Raw genomic sequence first — 23,042 nt, 5'->3', positions numbered from 1 at the left:
TTATTCTATATATGTTTTTTCGTTTGTGGGTATGATATGGTTGATATTCATTTAAGGAGGGATTGTTTGTGTCAGAATTAGAGCCATTAGAATATCCAACCGGCACGGCCATACGGGATTACGATATTATCGAAATTACCAAGACAACTGAGGGCTATGAGGTATTTCTTGATATTAATTTAGATAGCGGCTATAGCTTGACTGGGACAAAATTAGAGATAACGGATGAGGATTTAACGGGATATGAAACCAATGAAGTAGAGGAAGCGATTAAATACGCATTGGGGTTCTTTGAGGAATCATTGAGTTGATGGCTTGTATTCTGGGTGCCCGTGTTAGCAATTTTTTAGACTATTAGGGCATCAAGAGTAGAGCTCGATGACTGTATTTTGATTTTTTGGAGTGTTCGGGAATCTAGATGGACTTTCGGTTACCGTAGAAGCTGTTTTTTTCGGGTTTGCGGGCACCGAGAACCGCTTTCGGTTACAATGACCGCTGGTTTATCCAGCATCCGGGCATCTAAATTCAAAAAAGTCCAATTCGATTTCGAATTGGACTTTGATTTTTACAATTTCAAATTTTTATGGGCCTAAATGGACTCGAACCATCGACCTCACGCTTATCAGGCGTGCGCTCTAACCAGCTGAGCTATAGGCCCTTAATTGGAGCGGGTGATGGGAATCGAACCCACTACATCAGCTTGGAAGGCTGAGGTTTTACCAGTAAACTACACCCGCATATCACAATTTTATAAAAAATGGCTGGGCTAGCTGGATTCGAACCAACGAATGACGGAGTCAAAGTCCGTTGCCTTACCGCTTGGCTATAGCCCATCGATATAAATAATGGGGCGGATGATGGGAATCGAACCCACGAATGTCGGAACCACAATCCGATGCGTTAACCACTTCGCCACACCCGCCATAATCAAATATTAAATTGGTAGCGGCGGAGGGGATCGAACCCCCGACCTTACGGGTATGAACCGTACGCTCTAGCCAGCTGAGCTACACCGCCATGGAATTGAATTACCTATTTCAATATAATCTTATAAAATTGGAGGCGGCAACCGGATTCGAACCGGTGGTAAAGGTTTTGCAGACCTCTGCCTTACCACTTGGCTATGCCGCCAAAAATGTGGAGCGGAAGACGGGATTCGAACCCGCGACCCCCACCTTGGCAAGGTGGTGTTCTACCACTGAACTACTTCCGCATATTAAAGCTTATGGTACTTCTCCAATTTTGTTACAATTCATTTAAAAATGGTGAGCCATGAAGGACTCGAACCTTCGACCCTCTGATTAAAAGTCAGATGCTCTACCGACTGAGCTAATGGCTCGTTTATGGTGGAGGATGACGGGATCGAACCGCCGACCCTCTGCTTGTAAGGCAGATGCTCTCCCAGCTGAGCTAATCCTCCATTATAATGTAAGTTATTTTCACTGTTTCGACAAAACTATGGTGACCCCTACGGGATTCGAACCCGTGTTACCGCCGTGAAAGGGCGGTGTCTTAACCGCTTGACCAAGGGGCCGCTGTTTAAAAATTTTCAAAAATAATAGCCCCATAAAGGGCTTAGCCTGGCAACGTCCTACTCTCACAGGGGGACAGCCCCCAACTACCATCGGCGCTGAGAAGCTTAACTTCCGTGTTCGGTATGGGAACGGGTGTGACCTTCTCGCCATTATTGCCAGACTATTAAGTTTGAGGTATCATTCCCTCAAAACTAGATAATACAGAAGAAGTTTTAGTAAAAACGAGTTCACCTTAAGACTTGTCTAGCTTCGGCTCCTAACTTCTCGGCCGTTTCGATCCGTCCCTACAAATCCAAAAGGCAGGATTTGAAGTGCCGGCTCTCCAACGTCTGTCGAAGTTGAACAGTCGCCTCCGCTTTTCGTTATGGTTAAGTCCTCGATCGATTAGTATCAGTCAGCTCCACATGTCGCCACGCTTCCACCTCTGACCTATCAACCTGATCATCTTTCAGGGATCTTACTAGCTTGACGCTATGGGAAATCTCATCTTGAGGGGGGCTTCATGCTTAGATGCTTTCAGCACTTATCCCGTCCGCACATAGCTACCCAGCGATGCCTTTGGCAAGACAACTGGTACACCAGCGGTGCGTCCATCCCGGTCCTCTCGTACTAAGGACAGCTCCTCTCAAATTTCCTACGCCCACGACGGATAGGGACCGAACTGTCTCACGACGTTCTGAACCCAGCTCGCGTACCGCTTTAATGGGCGAACAGCCCAACCCTTGGGACCGACTACAGCCCCAGGATGCGATGAGCCGACATCGAGGTGCCAAACCTCCCCGTCGATGTGGACTCTTGGGGGAGATAAGCCTGTTATCCCCAGGGTAGCTTTTATCCGTTGAGCGATGGCCCTTCCATGCGGAACCACCGGATCACTAAGCCCGACTTTCGTCCCTGCTCGACTTGTAGGTCTCGCAGTCAAGCTCCCTTATGCCTTTACACTCTGCGAATGATTTCCAACCATTCTGAGGGAACCTTTGGGCGCCTCCGTTACTCTTTAGGAGGCGACCGCCCCAGTCAAACTGCCCACCTGACACTGTCTCCCACCCCGATCAGGGGTGCGGGTTAGAATTTCAATACAGCCAGGGTAGTATCCCACCGACGCCTCCACCGAAGCTAGCGCTCCGGCTTCTACGGCTCCTACCTATCCTGTACAAGCTGTACCAAAATTCAATATCAGGCTACAGTAAAGCTCCATGGGGTCTTTCCGTCCTGTCGCGGGTAACCTGCATCTTCACAGGTACTATAATTTCACCGAGTCTCTCGTTGAGACAGTGCCCAGATCGTTACGCCTTTCGTGCGGGTCGGAACTTACCCGACAAGGAATTTCGCTACCTTAGGACCGTTATAGTTACGGCCGCCGTTTACTGGGGCTTCGATTCAGAGCTTCGCTTGCGCTAACCCCTCCTCTTAACCTTCCAGCACCGGGCAGGCGTCAGCCCCTATACTTCGCCTTGCGGCTTCGCAGAGACCTGTGTTTTTGCTAAACAGTCGCCTGGGCCTATTCACTGCGGCTCTTCGAGGCTATTCACCTCAAAGAGCACCCCTTCTCCCGAAGTTACGGGGTCATTTTGCCGAGTTCCTTAACGAGAGTTCTCTCGCTCACCTTAGGATTCTCTCCTCGCCTACCTGTGTCGGTTTGCGGTACGGGCACCTTTTATCTCGCTAGAGGCTTTTCTTGGCAGTGTGGAATCAGGAACTTCGGTACTAAATTTCCCTCGCCGTCACAGCTCAGCCTTCGCGAGAAGCGGATTTTCCTACTTCTCAGCCTAACTGCTTGGACGCGCATATCCAATAGCGCGCTTACCCTATCCTCCTGCGTCCCCCCATCACTCAAACGATAAAGAGGTGGTACAGGAATATCAACCTGTTGTCCATCGCCTACGCCTTTCGGCCTCGGCTTAGGTCCCGACTAACCCTGAGCGGACGAGCCTTCCTCAGGAAACCTTAGGCATTCGGTGGATGAGATTCTCACTCATCTTTCGCTACTCATACCGGCATTCTCACTTCTAAGCGCTCCACCAGTCCTTACGGTCTAGCTTCAACGCCCTTAGAACGCTCTCCTACCGCGGACACCTAATGGTGTCCACCCACAGCTTCGGTGATACGTTTAGCCCCGGTACATTTTCGGCGCAGAGTCACTCGACCAGTGAGCTATTACGCACTCTTTAAATGGTGGCTGCTTCTAAGCCAACATCCTGGTTGTCTAAGCAACTCCACATCCTTTTCCACTTAACGTATACTTTGGGACCTTAGCTGGTGGTCTGGGCTGTTTCCCTTTTGACTACGGATCTTATCACTCGCAGTCTGACTCCCACGGATAAGTCATTGGCATTCGGAGTTTGTCTGAATTCGGTAACCCGATGAGGGCCCCTAGTCCAAACAGTGCTCTACCTCCAAGACTCTTACTTCGTGAGGCTAGCCCTAAAGCTATTTCGGAGAGAACCAGCTATCTCCAAGTTCGATTGGAATTTCTCCGCTACCCACACCTCATCCCCGCACTTTTCAACGTGCGTGGGTTCGGGCCTCCATCCAGTGTTACCTGGACTTCACCCTGGACATGGGTAGATCACCTGGTTTCGGGTCTACGACCACATACTCAAACGCCCTATTCAGACTCGCTTTCGCTGCGGCTCCGTCTCATCAACTTAACCTTGCATGTAATCGTAACTCGCCGGTTCATTCTACAAAAGGCACGCCATCACCCATAAACGGGCTCTGACTACTTGTAGGCACACGGTTTCAGGAACTATTTCACTCCCCTTCCGGGGTGCTTTTCACCTTTCCCTCACGGTACTGGTTCACTATCGGTCACTAGGGAGTATTTAGCCTTGGGAGATGGTCCTCCCTGCTTCCGACCGGATTTCACGTGTCCGGCCGTACTCAGGATCCACTCAGGAGGGAACGAAGTTTCGACTACAGGGTTTTTACCTTCTATGACGGACCTTTCCAGATCGCTTCATCTACCCCGTTCCTTTGTAACTCCATGTTGAGTGTCCTACAACCCCGAAAGGCAAGCCTTTCGGTTTGGGCTGTTCCCGTTTCGCTCGCCGCTACTCAGGGAATCGCGTTTGCTTTCTCTTCCTCCGGGTACTTAGATGTTTCAGTTCCCCGGGTCTGCCTTCATTATCCTATGTATTTAGATAAAGATACTGCTCCATTACGAACAGTGGGTTCCCCCATTCGGAAATCTCCGGATCAAAGCTTACTTACAGCTCCCCGAAGCATATCGGTGTTAGTCCCGTCCTTCATCGGCTCCTAGTGCCAAGGCATTCACCGTGCGCCCTTTCTAACTTAACCTAAAAGGTTTTACTCTAAAATTAGAGAGAAAAACTAAAATGGCGATTACTCGGTTTTTACTTGGTTACTTCTTCTTACGATTATCTAGTTTTCAAAGAACGATTTAAAAAAGCTTTGAGAGAATTGCTCCCTCAAAACTAAACAAACAAGAAACGGTCAACATCTTATCAGTCCATAAGGACTGCATTATCCTTAGAAAGGAGGTGATCCAGCCGCACCTTCCGATACGGCTACCTTGTTACGACTTCACCCCAATCATCTGTCCCACCTTAGGCGGCTGGCTCCTTACGGTTACCCCACCGACTTCGGGTGTTACAAACTCTCGTGGTGTGACGGGCGGTGTGTACAAGGCCCGGGAACGTATTCACCGCGGCATGCTGATCCGCGATTACTAGCGATTCCGGCTTCATGTAGGCGAGTTGCAGCCTACAATCCGAACTGAGAATGGTTTTATGGGATTGGCTAAACCTCGCGGTTTCGCAGCCCTTTGTACCATCCATTGTAGCACGTGTGTAGCCCAGGTCATAAGGGGCATGATGATTTGACGTCATCCCCACCTTCCTCCGGTTTGTCACCGGCAGTCACCTTAGAGTGCCCAACTGAATGCTGGCAACTAAGATCAAGGGTTGCGCTCGTTGCGGGACTTAACCCAACATCTCACGACACGAGCTGACGACAACCATGCACCACCTGTCACTCTGTCCCCCGAAGGGGAAAGTCCTATCTCTAGGAGTGTCAGAGGATGTCAAGACCTGGTAAGGTTCTTCGCGTTGCTTCGAATTAAACCACATGCTCCACCGCTTGTGCGGGCCCCCGTCAATTCCTTTGAGTTTCAGCCTTGCGGCCGTACTCCCCAGGCGGAGTGCTTAATGCGTTAGCTGCAGCACTAAAGGGCGGAAACCCTCTAACACTTAGCACTCATCGTTTACGGCGTGGACTACCAGGGTATCTAATCCTGTTTGCTCCCCACGCTTTCGCGCCTCAGCGTCAGTTACAGACCAGAAAGCCGCCTTCGCCACTGGTGTTCCTCCACATCTCTACGCATTTCACCGCTACACGTGGAATTCCGCTTTCCTCTTCTGCACTCAAGTCCCCCAGTTTCCAATGACCCTCCACGGTTGAGCCGTGGGCTTTCACATCAGACTTAAAGGACCGCCTGCGCGCGCTTTACGCCCAATAATTCCGGACAACGCTTGCCACCTACGTATTACCGCGGCTGCTGGCACGTAGTTAGCCGTGGCTTTCTGGTTAGGTACCGTCAAGGCACCGGCAGTTACTCCGATACTTGTTCTTCCCTAACAACAGAGCTTTACGACCCGAAGGCCTTCATCGCTCACGCGGCGTTGCTCCGTCAGACTTTCGTCCATTGCGGAAGATTCCCTACTGCTGCCTCCCGTAGGAGTCTGGGCCGTGTCTCAGTCCCAGTGTGGCCGATCACCCTCTCAGGTCGGCTACGCATCGTCGCCTTGGTGAGCCGTTACCTCACCAACTAGCTAATGCGCCGCGGGCCCATCTGTAAGTGTCAGCCGAAACCGACTTTCAGCTTTTCCTCATGAGAGGAAAAGGATTATCCGGTATTAGCTCCGGTTTCCCGAAGTTATCCCAGTCTTACAGGCAGGTTGCCCACGTGTTACTCACCCGTCCGCCGCTAATCAACAGGAGCAAGCTCCTATTGATTCGCTCGACTTGCATGTATTAGGCACGCCGCCAGCGTTCGTCCTGAGCCAGGATCAAACTCTCCAAGAAAGTTGATATAGCTCATTTGTTACGTTGGCTCATGTTCTCTATATAATAGAAGAAACATGATTATTATTGTTTGTTGACGTTTTTGTTTGTTTAGTTTTCAAAGAACAAATTTTCCTTACCGCTTGTTTAAGCGACAAGATTTATTATATCATTTCGTTTGAGGCAAGTCAACAAAAAGTTATTTTTGAATAATTTTTGTTTCACTCACTTCCGAAGCGACTTAATTAGAATATAACATTAAAACACATTCGTCAATATATTTTTTTAGATTTAAAATCGGAAAAATAATTATTCCTCTTATACTGCCTGCTAACAGAGTTAAACTATCAGCTCAAGCTAGATTGTTTAGGTAAACAAGCACATAGACATCTTCTTTATTATTTTATTATCGATAGTGGTTTTTTATCAAAAATTTAGCAAACATTATTTATGGTGAGAAAAATGAAAAATAAATTAATCGAATTTTCAACTTATATCCTTTTCCTTTTTGTAGTGTTGTTTTTTATTTATAAGATGCAGCGGTTCTCGGAAATTAACGGAAAATGGTTTTATCCAATGAATGATCCTAGGATTTATTGGCAGGGAGTATATTGATTTTTAAAAGGTAAGGGGACTTTTAATGATTTAAGCCAGGGATATTAATGGTCAGTGCTGGATGTGTGTTATTAGTATTTTCTTGGATCCTTTTTTTACAACCAAAAGCACGGTTGTATACCCTATGGTTCACTTCTACCCTTCTCAGTTTTATCGTTTTTTGTGATTTAATCTATTTTCGCTATTTCGATGACCTCACTTCCGTAACACTTTTAAATCAATCGGGCAGGTTACCAGTTTAACGGAAAGTATCGGGGAGTTATTCTCGAAGGAAGAATTACTTTTATTCGCTGATAGCATTCTTCTAATTCCGTTTTTAGTTCTAGTCCCACTCATCTATAGAAAAAAGGAAAAATTCCCTTCCAAAACTAGTCTTATCGTTGGAATTTCGCTTTTTTCGTTAGGTATATAATTTACCTGTTATCCTATTAACAAATGGCTTACTAACGGCGGGGGCTATTTGTTTGAAAAGCAGTTTTCAAATGAGCGGGTTTATGGAGTGCTGGGTCTGTTAGGCTACCACGGTTACGATCTAAAAGTATATGCTGAATCCATCTTGAGTAAAAAGAAATTTTCAAAAGACGAAGAAAAGAATATTCATGATTTGCTGAAGACAAAATCGGAGAGTCGCTCTTTCTCGACTCCCTTAAAAGGAATCGCAAAAGGAAAAAATGTTATCATTGTTCAATTAGAGTCGATGCAATCCTTTGCGATTGATAGGAGCATTAACGGGCAAGAGATTACCCCTCATCTTAATAAATTAAAAAATGAGATGTTTTGGTTCCCAAACATTTATGATGTTTCCTCGCAAGGAAGAACCTCAGATGCTGAATTTCTTATGAACACCTCCCTTCACCCGTTATTGACAGGTTCTGTTTACATGAAACATCCCGTTAAATACGTATGATGCCTTACCGGGAATCTTAAGGTCAAACGGTTATGATACCGCTGCGTTTCATCCCTATAAGGGAGGATTTTGGAATCGAAATACCGTTTATAATCATTTTGGTTTCAATCATTTCTATACCGAAAAGGATTTTACTGGTGAAGTAGTTGGTTGGGCGGTCAATGATAAGGATTTCTTTTTACAAAGTCTTGAAAAAATGAAGGAGTTAAAGAAACCTTTTCAAGCGACGATGATTGCCTTAACGAATCATCATCCATATGTAATACCCGAAAAGTATAAAAAATTAAATACAGCGGGTTACAATGAGAAAATGTTTCAGAATTACCTTAACGGCGTTCACTTTGTTGACGAGGCTGTTGGTACTTTTGTTGACCAACTGAAAAAGGAAGGTCTATGGGAGACTTCAGTTATTGTTTTCTATGGGGATCACGACAATGCTTTAATGACGGAAAATGGGGATATGATGAAGTTTTTAAAAGTCAAAAAGTCCGGACTTTAATCCGGTGGTACAATATAAATTTACGGAGGGTAATCCCACTTCTTATCCACATTCCTCAACAAATAGGAAGTGTGGTAGCAAAAACTGGTTCCCAAATTGATTTTGCCCCGACCCTTTTGCATCTTCTTGGGATTAACAAGAATCCCCTGTATATGCTTGGGGGAAATTTACTTAACAAGGAAAAAGGGCAAGCCGTTCAACGGGTTGGCAGTTTTATGAACGATGATTATCTATACATAGCTCCAAATGAAGGGCAGGTCAATTCCAGTTCATGCTATTAAGTAAAAACAAATAAAAAGATTAACCTTAGTGCCTGCGAAAAAGACCTCAAAGAAGTACATCAAGAGATTGAAATATCTGATCTCCTTATCCAGCAAGACGGGATTAAACAACTGAACCAACAAAAATGAAAAATTCGGGTGGTGGCACCACCCGAATTTTGTCTAATTCACACTCTATTTTTTAATGCTGATTAATTTCATTTCTGTCATTTCTTCAATTGCGTACTTTAGACCTTCGCGTCCGATTCCGCTTTCTTTTACGCCGCCGTATGGCATGTGGTCGACGCGGAAGGTTGGGATGTCGTTGATCATGACGCCGCCTACTTCTAGTTCTTCGGCTGCATGAAGTGCTTTAAAGATGTCATTTGTGTAGATTCCCGCTTGAAGTCCGTATCTTGAATCATTCACATAGGCAATAGCTTCTTCAACGGAAGCAACTTTGTTAATCAAGACAATTGGTGCAAATACCTCTTGGCAAGAAACCTTTTGTTTCGGATCAACATTTAATAGAACGGTTGGCTCAACGATATTGCCATCACGTCCGCCTCCTGCAGCTACAACGGCGCCAGACTGTCTTGCTTCCTCAATCCACGAAACCGCTCTTTCTGCATCTTTCGGACTAATAACTGCAGAAACATCTGTTTCCGGATCCAGCGGACTGCCGAGTTTCAACGTCTTCGTTTGGGCAATGAATTTTTCGGTAAACTCCCCATAAAGGTCCTCATGGACATAAACCCTTTGCAATGAAATACAAACCTGTCCGGCAAAGGAGAAGGCACCAGTAACGGTTCTTGGGATAATCGAATCAATATCGACACCTTTATCAACGATTAGCGCTGAGTTGGAGCCAAGTTCAAGGGTTACCTTCTTTAATCCTGCTTTATTGCGGAGACCAATTCCTACCGCAGGGCTGCCTGTAAAGGTAATTACTTTTACACGGTCATCCTGGATTAAGCGGTCACCGACAACACTTCCGCTTCCTGTTACCACATTGATTGCGCCATCAGGTAAGCCCGCTTCCTGAAGCAGTTCCGCTAAGAAAATGGAAGTTAACGGTGTTTGTGATGCCGGCTTCAATACGACTGTATTCCCTGCTGCAATCGCTGGACCGACTTTATGAGCCACTAAATTCATTGGAAAGTTAAATGGAGTAATCGCTGCTACTACGCCGACTGGCTCCCTTAACGTAAACGTAATCCGGCCTTCTCCCCCTGGGGCTGCATCCAACGGAATCGTTTCCCCATGAATACGTCTTGCTTCTTCTGCTGCAAATTTATAGGTCATGATTGTCCGCGCTACCTCAGCCTTTGCTGTCGTCCAAGGCTTTGCTGCTTCAAGTGCGAGCAAACGGGTACATTCTTCTTCATTTTTCGTTAAAAGCTCGACTAATTTTTCTAAAATCGATGCACGTTGATGTGCCGGCATTTTTGCCATAACAGGTCTTGCTTTCTCAGCAGCTGCAATCGCATCATCTACATCCTGAGCATCAGCATAGGCAATTTCAGCCAGGAGTTCATTATTGTAAGGGCTGTATAACGGACGGTACTCTTTCGTTTCCTTCCATTGTCCATCTATTAAAAGATGCTTTTTCATCTAGAACACTCCTATTCTTTAAACCAATTTTTTAAAAATGGATTCAATTGTATCAAGCGCCTCATCTAATTGCTCATCTGTAATCACAAGCGGAGAAAGGAAGCGAAGTACATTGCCGTATAAACCTGCACTTAGCACAATTACCCCTTGCTTTTGGCATTCTGCAACAAGTTTATTCGTTAAATCTTTGTCAGGCTCCTTCGTTTGCGGATCTTTTACAAGCTCAACCGCACACATTGCCCCTAAACCACGGACATCGCCGATTACATCATATGTTTCTTTTAAGCTGTTGAAACGGGAGATGATTTTTTCTCCAATCACATTTGCACGGTCAAGTAACTGATCTTCTTCAATTGTTTCAATCACCTTTAAGCCAGCCACACAACCAAGCGGACTTCCGCCATACGTACCGCCAATTTCTCCTGGTGCTGCTGCATCCATAATTTCCGCACGGCCTGTTACAGCACTGAGTGGCAGCCCCGCAGCGATTGATTTTGACATAGTCATCAGGTCTGGAACAACATCAAAGTGTTCAATCGCGAACATTTTCCCTGTACGTCCAAAACCGGTTTGGATTTCATCTGCAATAAATAGAATACCATTTTGTTCACAAATCCGTTTCACGCCTTGTACAAATGTCTTGGACGGAACAATAAATCCGCCTTCACCTTGAACGGGTTCCATAATAATCGCTGCAATTTCTTCTGCAGGAACTTCAGATTTGAAAAAGTCCTCAAGTTGATGTAATAGATTTGCATCAAGCTCTTCCTGGCTTACACCGAATGGTGCACGATAATAATAAGGGTAGCGTACTTTATACGTATCCGGTGCAAATGGACCAAAACCAAATTTGTAAGGTTTCACTTTACTTGTTAATGACATTGCCAGCAGTGTTCTACCATGGAAGGCACGGTCAAAAGAGAGAATAGCCTTTCTTCCTGTATATTTACGAGCAATTTTCACTGCATTTTCAACTGCTTCTGCACCGCTGTTTAGGAAAAAGGTCTTTTTCGCATGGGAACCAGGTGTAATTTCGTTTAACTTTTCAGCAAGTTCAATATATGGTTCGTACATCATCACGTTAAAGCCTGGGTGAAGATACTTTTGAATTTGCTCTGTTAATGCTTCAACCACTTTTGGCGGGCAATGACCTGTATTTTGTGTACCAATCGCTCCAGCTAAATCAATATAAACATTTCCGTCCACATCTTCTAAGATTGCTCCATTACCTTTTGCTGCAAAGGATGGCACATTATTCGATACTCCTACCGGTACATTATTTGCTCTTCTTTCTAAAAGGGCTTCAGCTTTTGGCCCTGGAATGGATGTTTTCAGTTCAATTGTTTTTGTTGTTGTGCTCATGTTATTATCCCCTTTATCAATTTATTCAACTACTAATCTATAATGCAAGAAGTGTGCCAAGTGCTAAATTCCCTGTTTACAATCAATCACAGAGAAATATTATTCAAAAATGAATATTCGCTATTCATAATTAAATGGATTAATAGAGTTCTCTTCTCCTGTCAGATAAATAGTCAAAAACAGCGCTAGGTTTTTTAAAGTTCTCGAAAGAAAGATCAATGATTTGCACCGTTTCAACATCGTCAGCAATTTCCATAATGATTTTTCCATCCGGCCCAATGACTGCACTTTGCCCATGATACTCATATTTTGAATTTGCCCCGATTCGATTACAGTAAACCACAAAGATTTGATTTTCGAGTGCTCTCGACTGAATAAATAAGCGATGGATATATTCGTATGGTGCCATATTGGCCGAATTCACGATTAAGAAATTTACCCCTTGTAATGCAAGTGCCCTTGCCGGCTCAGGAAATTCAATATCATAGCAGGTGAGAAACCCCAATGAAAGGCCGTCTTGGCTAAAGGCTATAAGCTCGTTCCCCTTGCTGAATAGTTCATTTTCTTCAGTAAAGAGATGTGTTTTACGATAATAAGCCAATGCCTCGCCGTCCTTGCCTACCAAGCAGGAGGTTATATAGATTTCCTCTTCAGAGACATACTCTGGAAAAGAATACAGTACAGATACAGGGTAATCTGCCAGCATACGTTGAATCCGGTTAAAGCTCTCCCCTTCGCGCGGCTCCGCTATTCCTGTCAATTGGTCCTTCGAGACTAAGCCGGTCAGGTTTAATTCCGGTAAAATCAAGAGATCTGCCGATTCCTTCCACGCACTCTTAATGGCAGATTCCATTTTCATCAAATTTTCTTCTTTATTTCCATCCGCCACAGCCAGCTGTGCGAGTGCAATTCTATAGTTTGCTTCCACTTATATGCCTCCCATTAGCGATAAAAGAGGGGCTTCATCCATGCCCTTCCCTTATTTTCATCCTTATACAGCCTCATCCATTTCCTCAAAATGCATTTCCGGCGGCTGCTTTTTAAACATTTTTGTAAGAACAAGTAGATAGACAAATCCGATTACTGCCCAAGTACCGCCTAAAATTAGTGCATTTTTATCAAGATTTACAAACAGCCAAATATCGAAGCAGCATCCTATGGCAGGAAATAATAAATAGAAAATCTTTTCTTTTCCTGTCCGTTTACCGCCTTTTATATAAAAGTGAGCAATAACGGAAACGTTTACTAAAATAAAGGCAATAAACGCACCAAAGTTTATAAATGAAGTGGATGTTGACACACTTAGCTTTAATGACAGTAACCCAATCACAGCGACAACAAGAATATTCAGTACAGGTGTTTTAAACTTTGGATGGAGATAGCCAAAGATTTTTTTCGGAAGTACGGAATCGCGGCCCATTGCATACAGCAATCTTGATGCACTTGCTTGAGCGGAAATTCCTGAAGCAAACTGGGCGATAATAATCCCTGCTAAGAAAATGGCGCTAAATAAGTTCCCGCCTATTTGCTTGGCAATTTCAAACCCTGCAGAATCTACCGCTTTGAAATGCGTAAAATCCGGGTGAGCTAAATGAGTGAAATAGGTAGAAACAACAAAAATCAATCCACCGATAACAGTTGTCAAAATGATGGCTCTTGGGATAGTTTTTTCAGGATTTCTTGTTTCTTCGGTAAAGGTTGAAATGGCATCAAAACCTAAGAATGAGTAGCAGGCAATTGATGCTCCAGCCAGGACAAATGAAAACGAAACATGAGTATTCACGAACGGGCTTACGGAAAGAAGTGTACCGGCGCCGCCACCGCCTAATACGCTTTTAATACTTAAAATAATAAATAGTGCAATAACTAAAAATTGAAACACCATCATAAGAAAGTTAACCTTGGTACTTAATTTGATTCCAAGAATATTGATTGCGGTTGTAACAAATATAAATAAGAGGATCCATAACCATGATGGTACAGAAGGAAATGCCGCATTCAAATAAGCACTTCCAATCAGCCAGATGGCCATTGGTATAAAGACATAATCGAGCAGGGTAGCCCAGCCGACCATAAATCCGAGGTGTGAATTAAGAGATTTACGTGTATAGGTATAGGCAGATCCGGCAACAGGATAAGCTTTAACCATATGCGTATAGCTGAAGGCAGTAAAAAACATTGCAATTAAGGCAACCAAATAAGCGCTTGCCTCAAGTCCATGGGTTACTTCTGCAACCGTCCCATAGATTCCAAACACAATCATCGGAGCTAAATAAGCAAGTCCAAATAAAACTAGATGTGTTAATGTAAGTGATCGTTCAAACGATACCTCTTGTTTTTCCATATATGTTCCCCCTTAAGTTGTCGTAAAACTTATAAGATAACGTTCATTTTTTTGTAAACGCTATCTATTTGACTAGTCACCCTTATCGGAATAGTCAGAAAGTTATAGCCGTGGCTTTGATTCCTCCCTCACTTATTATGGCAGTACAACTTTCCCTCTACCCTTATACTTTTAAACTATCCCTATTATTCTAATATGCATATTTCGTGCCAATCCTTTAAATATCGACATATCAACTATGTTTATAGATATAAAACGACAGTTCATTCATTTTTGAATGAATATTATTCAAAAATGAATGAACTGCTCGTTCAGCTATATTAGAAAAACAATTGTACTATTTTTTAACGAACCTGAAGACTGTTCTTCAGTTTATTATAAAGTCTGCTGATAGTCGGTTGACTCACCTCTAACACTTCTGCCACTTTTGTTAGCGTCTTATATTTCAATAAAGCTAATTGAAGCAGCTGTCTTTCCGTATCCTGGACTGCATGCTGAAGGGGGATAATGGTATGCACTTCTACAGGATGTTGGTTTTTCTGACGATTGTCCAATATTTTCACAAGGTCATTGGCAGTAATCATTTGCTCCGCCGTAACCACCATGGCCCGTTCTGTTACATTTTGCAGCTGCCGGATATTCCCTGGCCACTTATATGTTTTTAACACTTCCATTGCATCCTCTGAAAAATATTTCTTCGACGAAAATCTTTCATTATAATATTCAAGGAAATGGTAAACAATAGGTTCAATATCTGCGATTCTTTCCCTTAATGGTGGAATAAATAACGGAATAACATGAATTCGATAAAATAAATCCTCGCGGAAGGTTCCCTGCGAAACCATTTCCTCCAAATTTTTATTGGTTGCCGTAATAATTCGAATATTAATCGGGATTGCTTTGCTGCCGCCAATTTTCATAATCTCGCGTTCTTGTATCGCCCTTAAAAGCTTTACCTGTAAATTAAGCGGTAACTCGCCAATCTCATCTAAAAAAAGAGTTCCTTCATTGGCTAATTCGAACAAGCCCTTTTTTCCGTTGCTTAGGGCGCCGGTAAAGGCACCTTTTTCATAGCCAAATAGCTCGCTCTCCAATAAATTTTCAGGGATGGACCCGCAATTAATGCGAATAAATGGATTTTCCGCTCTTGGGCTCAGCTGATGGATGGCTTGAGCAAACAGCTCTTTCCCTACCCCTGATTCTCCATATAAGGTAACCGTTGATTCAACTCGGGCCACCCGTTCGACCTCAAACATTAAATTTTTAATTTGTTCAGATTGATAGATAATCTTCTTCTCATTTCCATGCTGAACTTTCTTTAAGATATCTACCTCTTTGCGATATTTTTCTTTTAATGTTTTCGCCTCTTCAAGTTCTTCCTCTAATTTTTTAACGGCTGTAATATCACGGGAAGCAATCACAATTCGTTCTAATTCATTTTTTTGATTAAAAACCGGGTTCCCGACGGCTAGTATTTTCCTGCCCAAGCGGTTATGCTGGACAATCGAAATTTTCTTCTTTTCCTCCAATACTTTTCTTGTAACAGAAGGCTTAAACCAGCCCTTTTCTTCAAGTTCTAAAATATTTTGACCAATAACCGTTTCAGGGTCTACTCCCCATAATTGATGGGTGCTTCGATTGGAAACCCGAATGATTTTTCCAAGACTGTCAACAACTAAAACTTCATCATATATCGAATCAACAATTGCTTCCAAATCGGTCGTTATGGCTCCTAGGTCTTTCGAATATGCTTGTTTTAGATGATCAATTTCCACTGACTTCTGATCCATCCAACCGATTATCTCCCCAGTATCATCCTCAATAAGGGCATATGAGAAATTATCATTGGCAAGAGAAAAGATATCCTTGCTGGTTGTTAGGATAAAATCCGTATGAAAAACTACTTTTTGTTCAGGCTGGTCTTTTTGCATTAATAGGTGAAAGCTGTCACAGACTCCGACAGGCTTTCCTTCTGATTCTATAACTAATAACCGGATACTAGCTTGAATTATCGTATCCAAGGCTTCCCTTACATTTGTTGAGGCATTGATTACGGCAAAGTCTTTATTATAATTCAACTGAATTTCTTCCTTCCCCGCTATTAAAATCATAATGTTGCAATAACTTTTTTACTATTCATATGATACCACGGTTATACGAAAAGAGTAAGCGCATGCATCAGTCGGAAAAGGGCCAAATCCCCTTCGGTGTAGTTTTTTCGACATCAAGTTTATAAAATATAGCTGCCCCCAACACTGGGAGCAGCTTATTTAGCTTAGATTTTTCCATTCCACTCGATATAAATCATGTCTTCGATCCCGCAATTGCCTAAGGGACCCGGAATTTCGAGAGCGCCTCAGTTTCTCAAGGTCAACGTCACCGACTACGACTGTATCAATATTTGCGTCACATTCCCCGACAATCCCGTCTCTGGCAAACTCAAAATCGGAAGGCGAGTAAATCCCGGATTGCGCATATTGAATATCCATATTTTCTACATGTGTTAAATTGCCGACCGTTCCAGCAATACAGGTATATACCTGATTCTCAATGGCACGTGCCTGAGCACAGCAGCGAATGCGGAGGTAGGCCTGGCGATCCTCCGTACAAAAAGGCACAAAAATGATGTTTGCTCCTTTATCCACGGCAATCCTTGCAAGCTCCGGAAATTCCACATCATAAGAAATCTGGATAGCAATTTTACCGCAATCAGTGTCAAACACATTGATATCCTTTCCTTCTGATATTCCCCACCATTTACGTTCATCCGGTGCTGCATGAAGTTTGGACTGTCTCTCAATTGTACCATCGCGGCGGAATAGAAAACCAATATTGTATAAATCACCATTCTCCTCAACAAAATGTGATCCGCCAATAATGTTGATATTGTATCTCACAGCAAGTTGTGTAAACAGTTCAATATACTGATTTGTATAGGTAGCAAGTTTCCGAACTGCTTGATCGGGGCGTTTTTCTTCGAGAAAGGACATCAACTGAGTCGTAAAAATCTCTGGAAAGACAGCAAAATCAGATCCAAAATCCGCCGCAACATCTACATAGTATTCGACCTGCCGGCTAAAATCCTGAAACGAATCAATTTTCTTCATCATATACTGCACGGCACAAATTCGAATGGGAAACGCTGTTCGATAGATTCGTTTGGACTTTGGACGATAATCAACATTATTCCATTCCATCAGGGTTGCCATGGAATCCGACGCTTTATCATCTGGCAGATACCTTGTGTTAATCCGTTTAATTGTAAATCCTTGAAGGAGCTGGAAGGACAATACCGGGTCGTAGATACTATGCTTCTCAACGGCCGCAACATATTCACGGGCTGTCATTTCTTCCTTATATTTGTGGTAATTTGGAATTCTTCCGCCGATAATAATACTTTTTAGATTTAACCGAACAGCAAGGTCCTTGCGTGCCTCATAAAGGCGGGCTCCTAATTTCATCCTGCGATATTCGGGGTCGACCATCACTTCGATCCCATATAAATTAAATCCATCCGGGTCATGATTGGTAATATACCCGTTGTCCGTGATGACATCCCATGTGTGCTGGTCATCATATTCATCAAAATTAACGATTAGACTGGAACAAGAACCAACAATCTTGTCCTCATATTCCACACAAAACTGACCATCGGGGAAAATTCGAATATGGCTTAATAATTGCTCCCTTGTCCACGGCTCCATGTTAGGGAAACAAACCTTCCCCAAGGCGATAATGGCATCAATATCATCCACACGTATATTACGGATTATAATTTTCTTTTCATATTTCGATATATCTGTCTCTGACATACTTTCACTTCCTGGTTTTCATGATTGGTAATTGATTATATAATTCCCTCTATTTCAAAAAACTAACGTATTTCTTCCATTAATCGATTTTTGAGTAAAAAAGACCCAAACTAAATGGAATATTAAGATTATGTAATTTTCTTGTAATTAGGGTTGAAATAACAATAGAGATGAGACTATACTTCCTTATACAAATTGACCAATGAAGGGATTAAGAAAAATGCATGAGAATCTCATCGCTTTTATTTTAGGAATCGTAGAAGGTTTAACAGAATATTTGCCTGTATCCTCCACCGGGCATTTAATTTTAGTAGGGAACTTATTAGGATTTAAAGGTCAAAAGGCCAATACCTTTGAGGTTGTGATTCAACTTGGCTCAATGCTTGCGATCTTAGTACTGTATTGGAAAAGATATTTATCTCTATTAAATTTCAGTACGATTGGAAAACCAGCTAAGAAATTAGATGCTATCCACATCATATTAGGAGTTATACCTGCGGCAATTGCCGGTTTGGTACTGCATGATTTTATAAAAACTCAGCTCTTTTCACCGAAGGTTGTAGTTTATAGCCTTATTGCTGGTGCTATTTTAATGTTATTCGCAGAAAAAAGACATGGAAAATTCACCTCTAATACAGTTGATGAATTGACGTACAAACAAGCATTAGCCATTGGACTTTTTCAATGCTTAGCTGTGATCCCTGGTTTTTCTCGAGCGGGATCCACTATTTCAGGAGGACTTTTAGTTGGAGCAAATCATCGAACGGCTGCCGAATTTTCCTTTTTAGTCGCTCTCCCCATTATGGTAGGTGCGACCGGCTTGGACTTAATTAAGAGTTTGGATTTTCTTCATACAAGCGACATCCCCATGTTTGCCATCGGTTTTATTACGGCTTTTGTTGTTGCGATGGTTGTTGCTGTCGTGTTCCTTAAATTAATTCAAAAAATTGGTCTAACCGTGTTTGCTTATTATCGAATTGCATTGGCTATTCTATTTACGGTATTTGTTATTCTTTAATTTCACTAAACTCTGAAATCTACCCGCTTTAAACAAACCAAAGAGCCATTAATAAAAGGGGATAATGCTCCCCTTTTATTAGTGGCTCTTACAAACTCTTTACATACTTTTAATAGTTGATTAATCTTGAAATCACAATTTCTTCAATATAATAAAAGTAACTTTATTATTTGGAGAGTGGTCAAATGGACACATTTTCTCACGTAATCATCGGTATAGGATTAGGTGCTCTAGCTCAAGTCGACCCGGCAATCGCAAATCAACCCATCCTATCCAATGCTGTCATTGCAGGGACCATCATTGGTTCAAATGCACCTGATTTTGACTTTATTTGTCGCTTAAAGGGAAAAGGCAGCTATCTCCGAAATCATCGAGGCTTTTCTCATTCACTCCCTGCTATTCCAATATGGAGTATTGTTGTCTCAAGCGTCATCTACCTTTTTTTTTCAAACACTTCATTTCTCCACCTGTATTTTTGGACACTTATAGCCGTATTGGTACATGTCTTTTTGGATTTATTTAATGTGCACGGTACGCAGGTTTTACTGCCTTTTTCTCGTAAATGGATTGCCTTTGATTCCATCCCGTTGGTCGATCCTTATATTTTATTCCTTCATGTTCTAGGAATCAGCTTACTCCCCTTCTATATGGCAGGGAAAACTTTTCTAATCATTTATATTCTCATCCTCATATACCTTGTTATTCGAGCACTTTCCTCCCTTTTAATAAAAAGACACTTACAAAATCATTTTAAAAATGCAGTTCGTTTAAAATTAATTCCAAGAATGACTATGTTTAAATGGGACGTTATCATTGAGACAAAGGAAGATTTATTATTTGGAGTTTACTTAAAGAATGATCTTTTTATTGACCACACTCTCTCTAAAAAAATTGACCTTCCAGAATTAGTTGAAGAGAGTAGAAATGACCCTTCCGTTTTAGACTTTTTATCAAGTACACACTTTGCCTATCCTTTTGTTAAGAAAAGAAAAAAGGGATTTTATGTTTATTGGAAGGATGTAAGATTTCGCACAAATAAATTTTTCCCTGCACTTGCAATTATGTTCATTTCATCTGACCTCAAAAACAAAAATAGTTTTATAGGGAAATTACATTCCTTAAAACAATACAAAAAGGTGCTTAGAGATTTAAAACGCTTCGATTCAAATTAGTAAATTCCTTGACTAGGTTTGTTAAAACTTAACATGGTTTTTACATTATTCAACTATGAAATTATTCTTATTTTGTTATGGTTTTACTAGGTCATTATGAGAGGCTGATAACATGGGGAAAACTGTACTTATTATTTCTTCCGATTATACCGGTCAAGGTCATAAAAGCATAACAGAGTCTTTATGTGAAAAAACTGAATTTCATCCTAACGTTAAAATTCATGTTGTAGATGGCTTTTCGCTCGGTGGACCATTTCTACTGAATATCGGCAAAATGTATGGACCCCTTACAAGAAATTCAGAGAATTTATGGAAGTATTTATGGAAATTATCAGCTATTAATCCTTCGTACCTTAACGATTTTTTAGAAGTTCTTATCAGAGATAACCTTCAAAAATTATTGGATGAAGTAAAACCTGATATGATTTTATCTGTTCATCCTAATTTTAATGGTTCTATCTTAAACATCTTAGAAAAACAGCATCTCAAAATACCTTTTATTACGCTTATTGCAGATCTTGTAAATATTTATCCTCTATGGGCTGATCTGCGGGCAGATTATATTATCAGCCCCACGTTTGAAGCTCGTCACAGGTGTTTAGAATATGGTATTCCAGATAAGAAAATAAAAGTTTTAGGATTTCCAGTCCGTTCTAAATTTTTCAAAAAAAATAAAATAGAAAAAGTTCATTATAAGAAAGAACAACCCTTCACATGCCTAATTATGAGCGGAGGTGAAGGCGTTGGAAATATGAAAAAGATCGCTCAAACCTTGCTTAATCATTTTGATTGCTCAGTAAAAATTGTAGCTGGAAGAAATGAAAAACAAAGAATTAAGCTAGAAAAATTGCTTAAAAGTCAATATGGAGAGAAAGTGGAGATTTACGGTTTTATCAAAAACATTCAGGACCTAATGTTAGCTTCTGATATCATTTTTACTAGAGGCAGTCCTAATGTAATGTTTGAGGCGATTGCTACTGCAACTCCTCTTATCATTACAGGTGCCTTACCAGGTCAAGAGGAAGATAATCCTGCTTTTGTTGAAAAATTAAATTTAGGAGTGGTATGTAAAAATCCGCATGATATTAAAAATACCATAAACACATTGCTTGAAAATAACGGTGAAAAACTAAAGATAATGAAGAAATGCCAGCAGGAATTTATCAATTCAAATGCTGCAGAAGATATCTTCCGATTTATAGTAGAATCTGCAGATCCTTATTATGAAGAGAAAATACTCCCCAAAAAGAAGCGATTACTATAATAGAGTAATGATTACAACTGCTGCGGTTTGATTTTACAAAAATTCTGTATTCTAATATGATTAAGACAATATAGATGAACTTTTCTAAAAATGAGGTCAGAATGATGCTGCAAAAGTTTGGTTTTTCACAGTATGAAAGTAAGGTTTATGAGATCCTTTCCTCCAATGATGAACCGCTGGATGCCACTCAAATTGTAAAATACTCCGGGGTTCCAAAAGCAAAGGTATATGAAGTGTTGACGCGGATGATTGAAAAAGGGCTGGTGCTGGATTCTGTTTCAGAGAAGAAAAAGCTCTATACGGCGCTGCCGTTGAATCTAGTCATAGAAATGCTGACAAAGCAATTCCAAGCCAATATCGATCGTTTGAAACAAAATTCATCAAAAAAACAAATAACCGATGACCGGGTGTGGAGTCTCAAGGTCGATTCCTCGATTCAATTAAAATGTAAACAGCTGCTACAAGAGGCAAAGAAAACAATACAAATTTCCCTTTGGGAAGAAGACTTCCAAGACTTTCTGCCTGTTTTACTCGAAAAAGAACAAGCGGGTGTGAAAGTAGAGGCACTTGTTGTCGGGAGTGTGGAGGCCGCGTTATCCTCGCTCACGATTTTGTCTCCGAATGAAGAGCATCAAATGTTAGAAAATAGCCGCTTAATCATAACGGATGAAGAGGAAATTTTGTTCGCCGGTGTGGAAAACGGTGCATGGCAGGCAATGATCACAAAATCACCACCCTTTGTAAAATTTTTTGCTGACTTTTTCTACCATGATTTAGCCTTAGCAAAAATTACGAAAAGATTTGAAGATACATTAATGCAGGATGAGGAAATAAAAAACCTTTTAATGAGGCTTCGATATTAAAATGGCAGCGGGGTTTGTGACCCGCTGCCTTTATTTTATAATGCATCCAGCGCAATAACGACCATTTCATTAAATGTCGTTTGGCGTTCTTCGGCTGTCGTTTCTTCCCCGGTAAAAATATGATCACTGACGGTTAAAATCGATAGGGCGTTCACGCCATATTTTGCTGCCAGCGTATATAATGCGGTGGTTTCCATTTCCACTGCGAGCACACCATAATCAGCCAGTTTTTTCACAATATCCATGCTGTCCCGGTAGAATACATCCGCTGACAATACATTGCCAACCTTTAGTTCCATCCCCTTTTGCCTGCCTGCTTGATAAGCATTATGCAGTAGATTAAAGTTGGCACACGGTGCATAATCAATTCCTGGAAAAGCCATGCGGTTGGTATTCGAATCAGTTGAAGATGTCATCGCCAGAACCACATCCCGGACCTTTATATCCTTCTGGATTGCCCCGCAGGAACCTACACGAATTAAGTTTTTCACTCCATATTCTCGGATTAACTCATTCACATAGATGGATATCGACGGAATTCCCATCCCTGTTCCTTGAACAGATACTTTTTTTCCTTTATACGTACCGGTAAAACCAAGCATACCGCGCACTTCATTGTAACAAGTCACATCTTCCAAAAAGGTCTCCGCGATATACTTGGCACGCAAAGGATCTCCAGGTAATAAAATATTTTCTGCAATTTCCCCTTGTTTTGCATTGATATGAACACTCATTCGGCCATGATGCTGAAG

At 41.9% G+C, this 23,042-nt stretch carries 16 protein-coding genes, 10 tRNA genes and 3 rRNA genes; 9 read left to right on the top strand and 20 right to left on the bottom strand.

From position 1 onward, the window contains the following. Positions 1-68 precede the first annotated feature (68 nt). Positions 69-311, top strand: a complete 243-nt coding sequence (locus RCG21_RS04820; RefSeq protein WP_133336760.1) for a hypothetical protein — start codon at positions 69-71, stop codon at positions 309-311. A gap of 273 nt (positions 312-584) precedes the next feature. On the opposite strand, the gene RCG21_RS04815 is transcribed toward RCG21_RS04820, so the two are convergent. The 13 genes from RCG21_RS04815 to RCG21_RS04755 form a co-directional block, all read right to left on the bottom strand. Then, positions 585-658: transfer RNA gene (locus RCG21_RS04815), tRNA-Ile, on the bottom strand. Positions 659-663: 5 nt separating this feature from the next. Next, a tRNA-Gly gene (locus tag RCG21_RS04810) sits at positions 664-737 on the bottom strand. Positions 738-758: 21 nt separating this feature from the next. Beyond that, positions 759-833 (bottom strand) — tRNA-Gln (locus tag RCG21_RS04805). A 13-nt stretch (positions 834-846) separates the two neighbouring features. Beyond that, positions 847-922, bottom strand: a tRNA-His gene (locus tag RCG21_RS04800). An 18-nt stretch (positions 923-940) separates the two neighbouring features. Then, positions 941-1,017, bottom strand: a tRNA-Met gene (locus RCG21_RS04795). A 40-nt stretch (positions 1,018-1,057) separates the two neighbouring features. Continuing rightward, a tRNA-Cys gene (locus RCG21_RS04790) sits at positions 1,058-1,131 on the bottom strand. Positions 1,132-1,138: 7 nt separating this feature from the next. After that, a tRNA-Gly gene (locus RCG21_RS04785) sits at positions 1,139-1,213 on the bottom strand. A gap of 50 nt (positions 1,214-1,263) precedes the next feature. Beyond that, positions 1,264-1,339: transfer RNA gene (locus tag RCG21_RS04780), tRNA-Lys, on the bottom strand. Between the two features lie 5 nt (positions 1,340-1,344). Beyond that, positions 1,345-1,420, bottom strand: a tRNA-Val gene (locus RCG21_RS04775). Between the two features lie 39 nt (positions 1,421-1,459). Then, a tRNA-Glu gene (locus tag RCG21_RS04770) sits at positions 1,460-1,534 on the bottom strand. 44 nt (positions 1,535-1,578) lie between these two features. After that, positions 1,579-1,695: ribosomal RNA gene (rrf, locus tag RCG21_RS04765) — 5S ribosomal RNA — on the bottom strand. Positions 1,696-1,899: 204 nt separating this feature from the next. Then, positions 1,900-4,835, bottom strand: a 23S ribosomal RNA gene (locus RCG21_RS04760). 196 nt (positions 4,836-5,031) lie between these two features. Next, positions 5,032-6,581, bottom strand: a 16S ribosomal RNA gene (locus tag RCG21_RS04755). Together the 16S, 23S and 5S rRNA genes with 10 tRNA genes alongside form the textbook arrangement of a ribosomal RNA operon. A gap of 641 nt (positions 6,582-7,222) precedes the next feature. Here RCG21_RS04755 and RCG21_RS33755 point away from each other — a divergent pair. The 4 genes from RCG21_RS33755 (at position 7,223) to RCG21_RS04740 (ending at position 8,862) form a co-directional block, all read left to right on the top strand. Continuing rightward, complete coding sequence (locus RCG21_RS33755) at positions 7,223-7,417, top strand: hypothetical protein (protein WP_504928504.1); 195 nt, start codon at positions 7,223-7,225, stop codon at positions 7,415-7,417. A gap of 218 nt (positions 7,418-7,635) precedes the next feature. After that, positions 7,636-8,082 carry a sulfatase-like hydrolase/transferase gene (locus tag RCG21_RS04750; RefSeq protein ID WP_133338234.1) on the top strand — a complete coding sequence of 149 codons (447 nt, stop codon included), beginning with the start codon at positions 7,636-7,638 and terminating at the stop codon, positions 8,080-8,082. Then, the gene (locus tag RCG21_RS04745; RefSeq protein ID WP_133338232.1) at positions 8,063-8,581 is read left to right on the top strand and encodes an LTA synthase family protein; all 519 of its coding nucleotides are present in this window, start codon (positions 8,063-8,065) and stop codon (positions 8,579-8,581) included. Before RCG21_RS04750 ends, RCG21_RS04745 begins: the two co-directional genes overlap by 20 nt. A gap of 71 nt (positions 8,582-8,652) precedes the next feature. After that, positions 8,653-8,862, top strand: coding sequence for a hypothetical protein (locus tag RCG21_RS04740; protein ID WP_133338230.1), 210 nt, complete (start codon positions 8,653-8,655; stop codon positions 8,860-8,862). A 174-nt stretch (positions 8,863-9,036) separates the two neighbouring features. Here RCG21_RS04740 and RCG21_RS04735 read toward each other — a convergent pair whose 3' ends face one another. The 6 genes from RCG21_RS04735 to RCG21_RS04710 form a co-directional block, all read right to left on the bottom strand. Next, complete coding sequence (locus tag RCG21_RS04735; protein ID WP_133338228.1) at positions 9,037-10,455, bottom strand: aldehyde dehydrogenase family protein; 1,419 nt, start codon at positions 10,453-10,455, stop codon at positions 9,037-9,039. Positions 10,456-10,473: 18 nt separating this feature from the next. Beyond that, a complete protein-coding gene (gene gabT, locus RCG21_RS04730; RefSeq protein WP_133338226.1) occupies positions 10,474-11,817 on the bottom strand; it encodes a 4-aminobutyrate--2-oxoglutarate transaminase in 1,344 nt (447 codons plus the stop codon). Positions 11,818-11,956: 139 nt separating this feature from the next. Continuing rightward, the gene (locus tag RCG21_RS04725; RefSeq protein WP_133338224.1) at positions 11,957-12,745 is read right to left on the bottom strand and encodes a carbon-nitrogen hydrolase family protein; all 789 of its coding nucleotides are present in this window, start codon (positions 12,743-12,745) and stop codon (positions 11,957-11,959) included. Positions 12,746-12,808: 63 nt separating this feature from the next. Then, complete coding sequence (locus RCG21_RS04720; protein WP_133338222.1) at positions 12,809-14,161, bottom strand: APC family permease; 1,353 nt, start codon at positions 14,159-14,161, stop codon at positions 12,809-12,811. 344 nt (positions 14,162-14,505) lie between these two features. After that, a complete protein-coding gene (locus RCG21_RS04715; RefSeq protein WP_165976350.1) occupies positions 14,506-16,239 on the bottom strand; it encodes a sigma 54-interacting transcriptional regulator in 1,734 nt (577 codons plus the stop codon). A gap of 192 nt (positions 16,240-16,431) precedes the next feature. After that, on the bottom strand, positions 16,432-17,973 hold the full coding sequence (locus tag RCG21_RS04710; RefSeq protein WP_133338218.1) for a bifunctional GNAT family N-acetyltransferase/carbon-nitrogen hydrolase family protein: 1,542 nt from the start codon (positions 17,971-17,973) through the stop codon (positions 16,432-16,434). 220 nt (positions 17,974-18,193) lie between these two features. Between RCG21_RS04710 and bacA the strand changes: the two genes are divergently transcribed. The 4 genes from bacA to RCG21_RS04690 all read left to right on the top strand — a co-directional run bounded on the left by bacA (position 18,194) and on the right by RCG21_RS04690 (position 22,290). After that, on the top strand, positions 18,194-18,991 hold the full coding sequence (gene bacA, locus RCG21_RS04705) for an undecaprenyl-diphosphate phosphatase (RefSeq protein ID WP_133338216.1): 798 nt from the start codon (positions 18,194-18,196) through the stop codon (positions 18,989-18,991). 185 nt (positions 18,992-19,176) lie between these two features. Further along, positions 19,177-20,163, top strand: a complete 987-nt coding sequence (locus tag RCG21_RS04700) for a metal-dependent hydrolase (RefSeq protein WP_133338214.1) — start codon at positions 19,177-19,179, stop codon at positions 20,161-20,163. A gap of 112 nt (positions 20,164-20,275) precedes the next feature. Then, the gene (locus RCG21_RS04695; RefSeq protein WP_133338212.1) at positions 20,276-21,427 is read left to right on the top strand and encodes an MGDG synthase family glycosyltransferase; all 1,152 of its coding nucleotides are present in this window, start codon (positions 20,276-20,278) and stop codon (positions 21,425-21,427) included. A gap of 104 nt (positions 21,428-21,531) precedes the next feature. Further along, on the top strand, positions 21,532-22,290 hold the full coding sequence (locus RCG21_RS04690) for a TrmB family transcriptional regulator (RefSeq protein WP_133338246.1): 759 nt from the start codon (positions 21,532-21,534) through the stop codon (positions 22,288-22,290). A gap of 35 nt (positions 22,291-22,325) precedes the next feature. Here RCG21_RS04690 and deoD read toward each other — a convergent pair whose 3' ends face one another. Continuing rightward, a complete protein-coding gene (gene deoD, locus RCG21_RS04685) occupies positions 22,326-23,024 on the bottom strand; it encodes a purine-nucleoside phosphorylase (RefSeq protein ID WP_133338210.1) in 699 nt (232 codons plus the stop codon). Between the last annotated feature and the right edge of the window lie 18 nt (positions 23,025-23,042).

This window comes from Bacillus salipaludis (genome assembly GCF_030938565.1).
Taxonomy (GTDB): domain Bacteria; phylum Bacillota; class Bacilli; order Bacillales; family Cytobacillaceae; genus Neobacillus; species Neobacillus salipaludis_A.
The sequence above is the reverse complement of the archived record's forward strand: the minus strand, read 5'-3'. Positions and strand labels throughout refer to the sequence as shown.

Coding starts and splice junctions, on each gene's coding strand:
- RCG21_RS33755 (WP_504928504.1), top strand. CDS start 7,223: ATGGTCAGTGCTGGATGTGTGTTATTAGTATTTTCTTGGATCCTTTTT.
- RCG21_RS04735 (WP_133338228.1), bottom strand. CDS start 10,455: ATGAAAAAGCATCTTTTAATAGATGGACAATGGAAGGAAACGAAAGAG.
- gabT (WP_133338226.1), bottom strand. CDS start 11,817: ATGAGCACAACAACAAAAACAATTGAACTGAAAACATCCATTCCAGGG.
- RCG21_RS04720 (WP_133338222.1), bottom strand. CDS start 14,161: ATGGAAAAACAAGAGGTATCGTTTGAACGATCACTTACATTAACACAT.
- RCG21_RS04710 (WP_133338218.1), bottom strand. CDS start 17,973: ATGTCAGAGACAGATATATCGAAATATGAAAAGAAAATTATAATCCGT.
- bacA (WP_133338216.1), top strand. CDS start 18,194: ATGCATGAGAATCTCATCGCTTTTATTTTAGGAATCGTAGAAGGTTTA.
- RCG21_RS04700 (WP_133338214.1), top strand. CDS start 19,177: ATGGACACATTTTCTCACGTAATCATCGGTATAGGATTAGGTGCTCTA.
- RCG21_RS04695 (WP_133338212.1), top strand. CDS start 20,276: ATGGGGAAAACTGTACTTATTATTTCTTCCGATTATACCGGTCAAGGT.
- RCG21_RS04690 (WP_133338246.1), top strand. CDS start 21,532: ATGCTGCAAAAGTTTGGTTTTTCACAGTATGAAAGTAAGGTTTATGAG.
- deoD (WP_133338210.1), bottom strand. CDS start 23,024: ATGAGTGTTCATATCAATGCAAAACAAGGGGAAATTGCAGAAAATATT.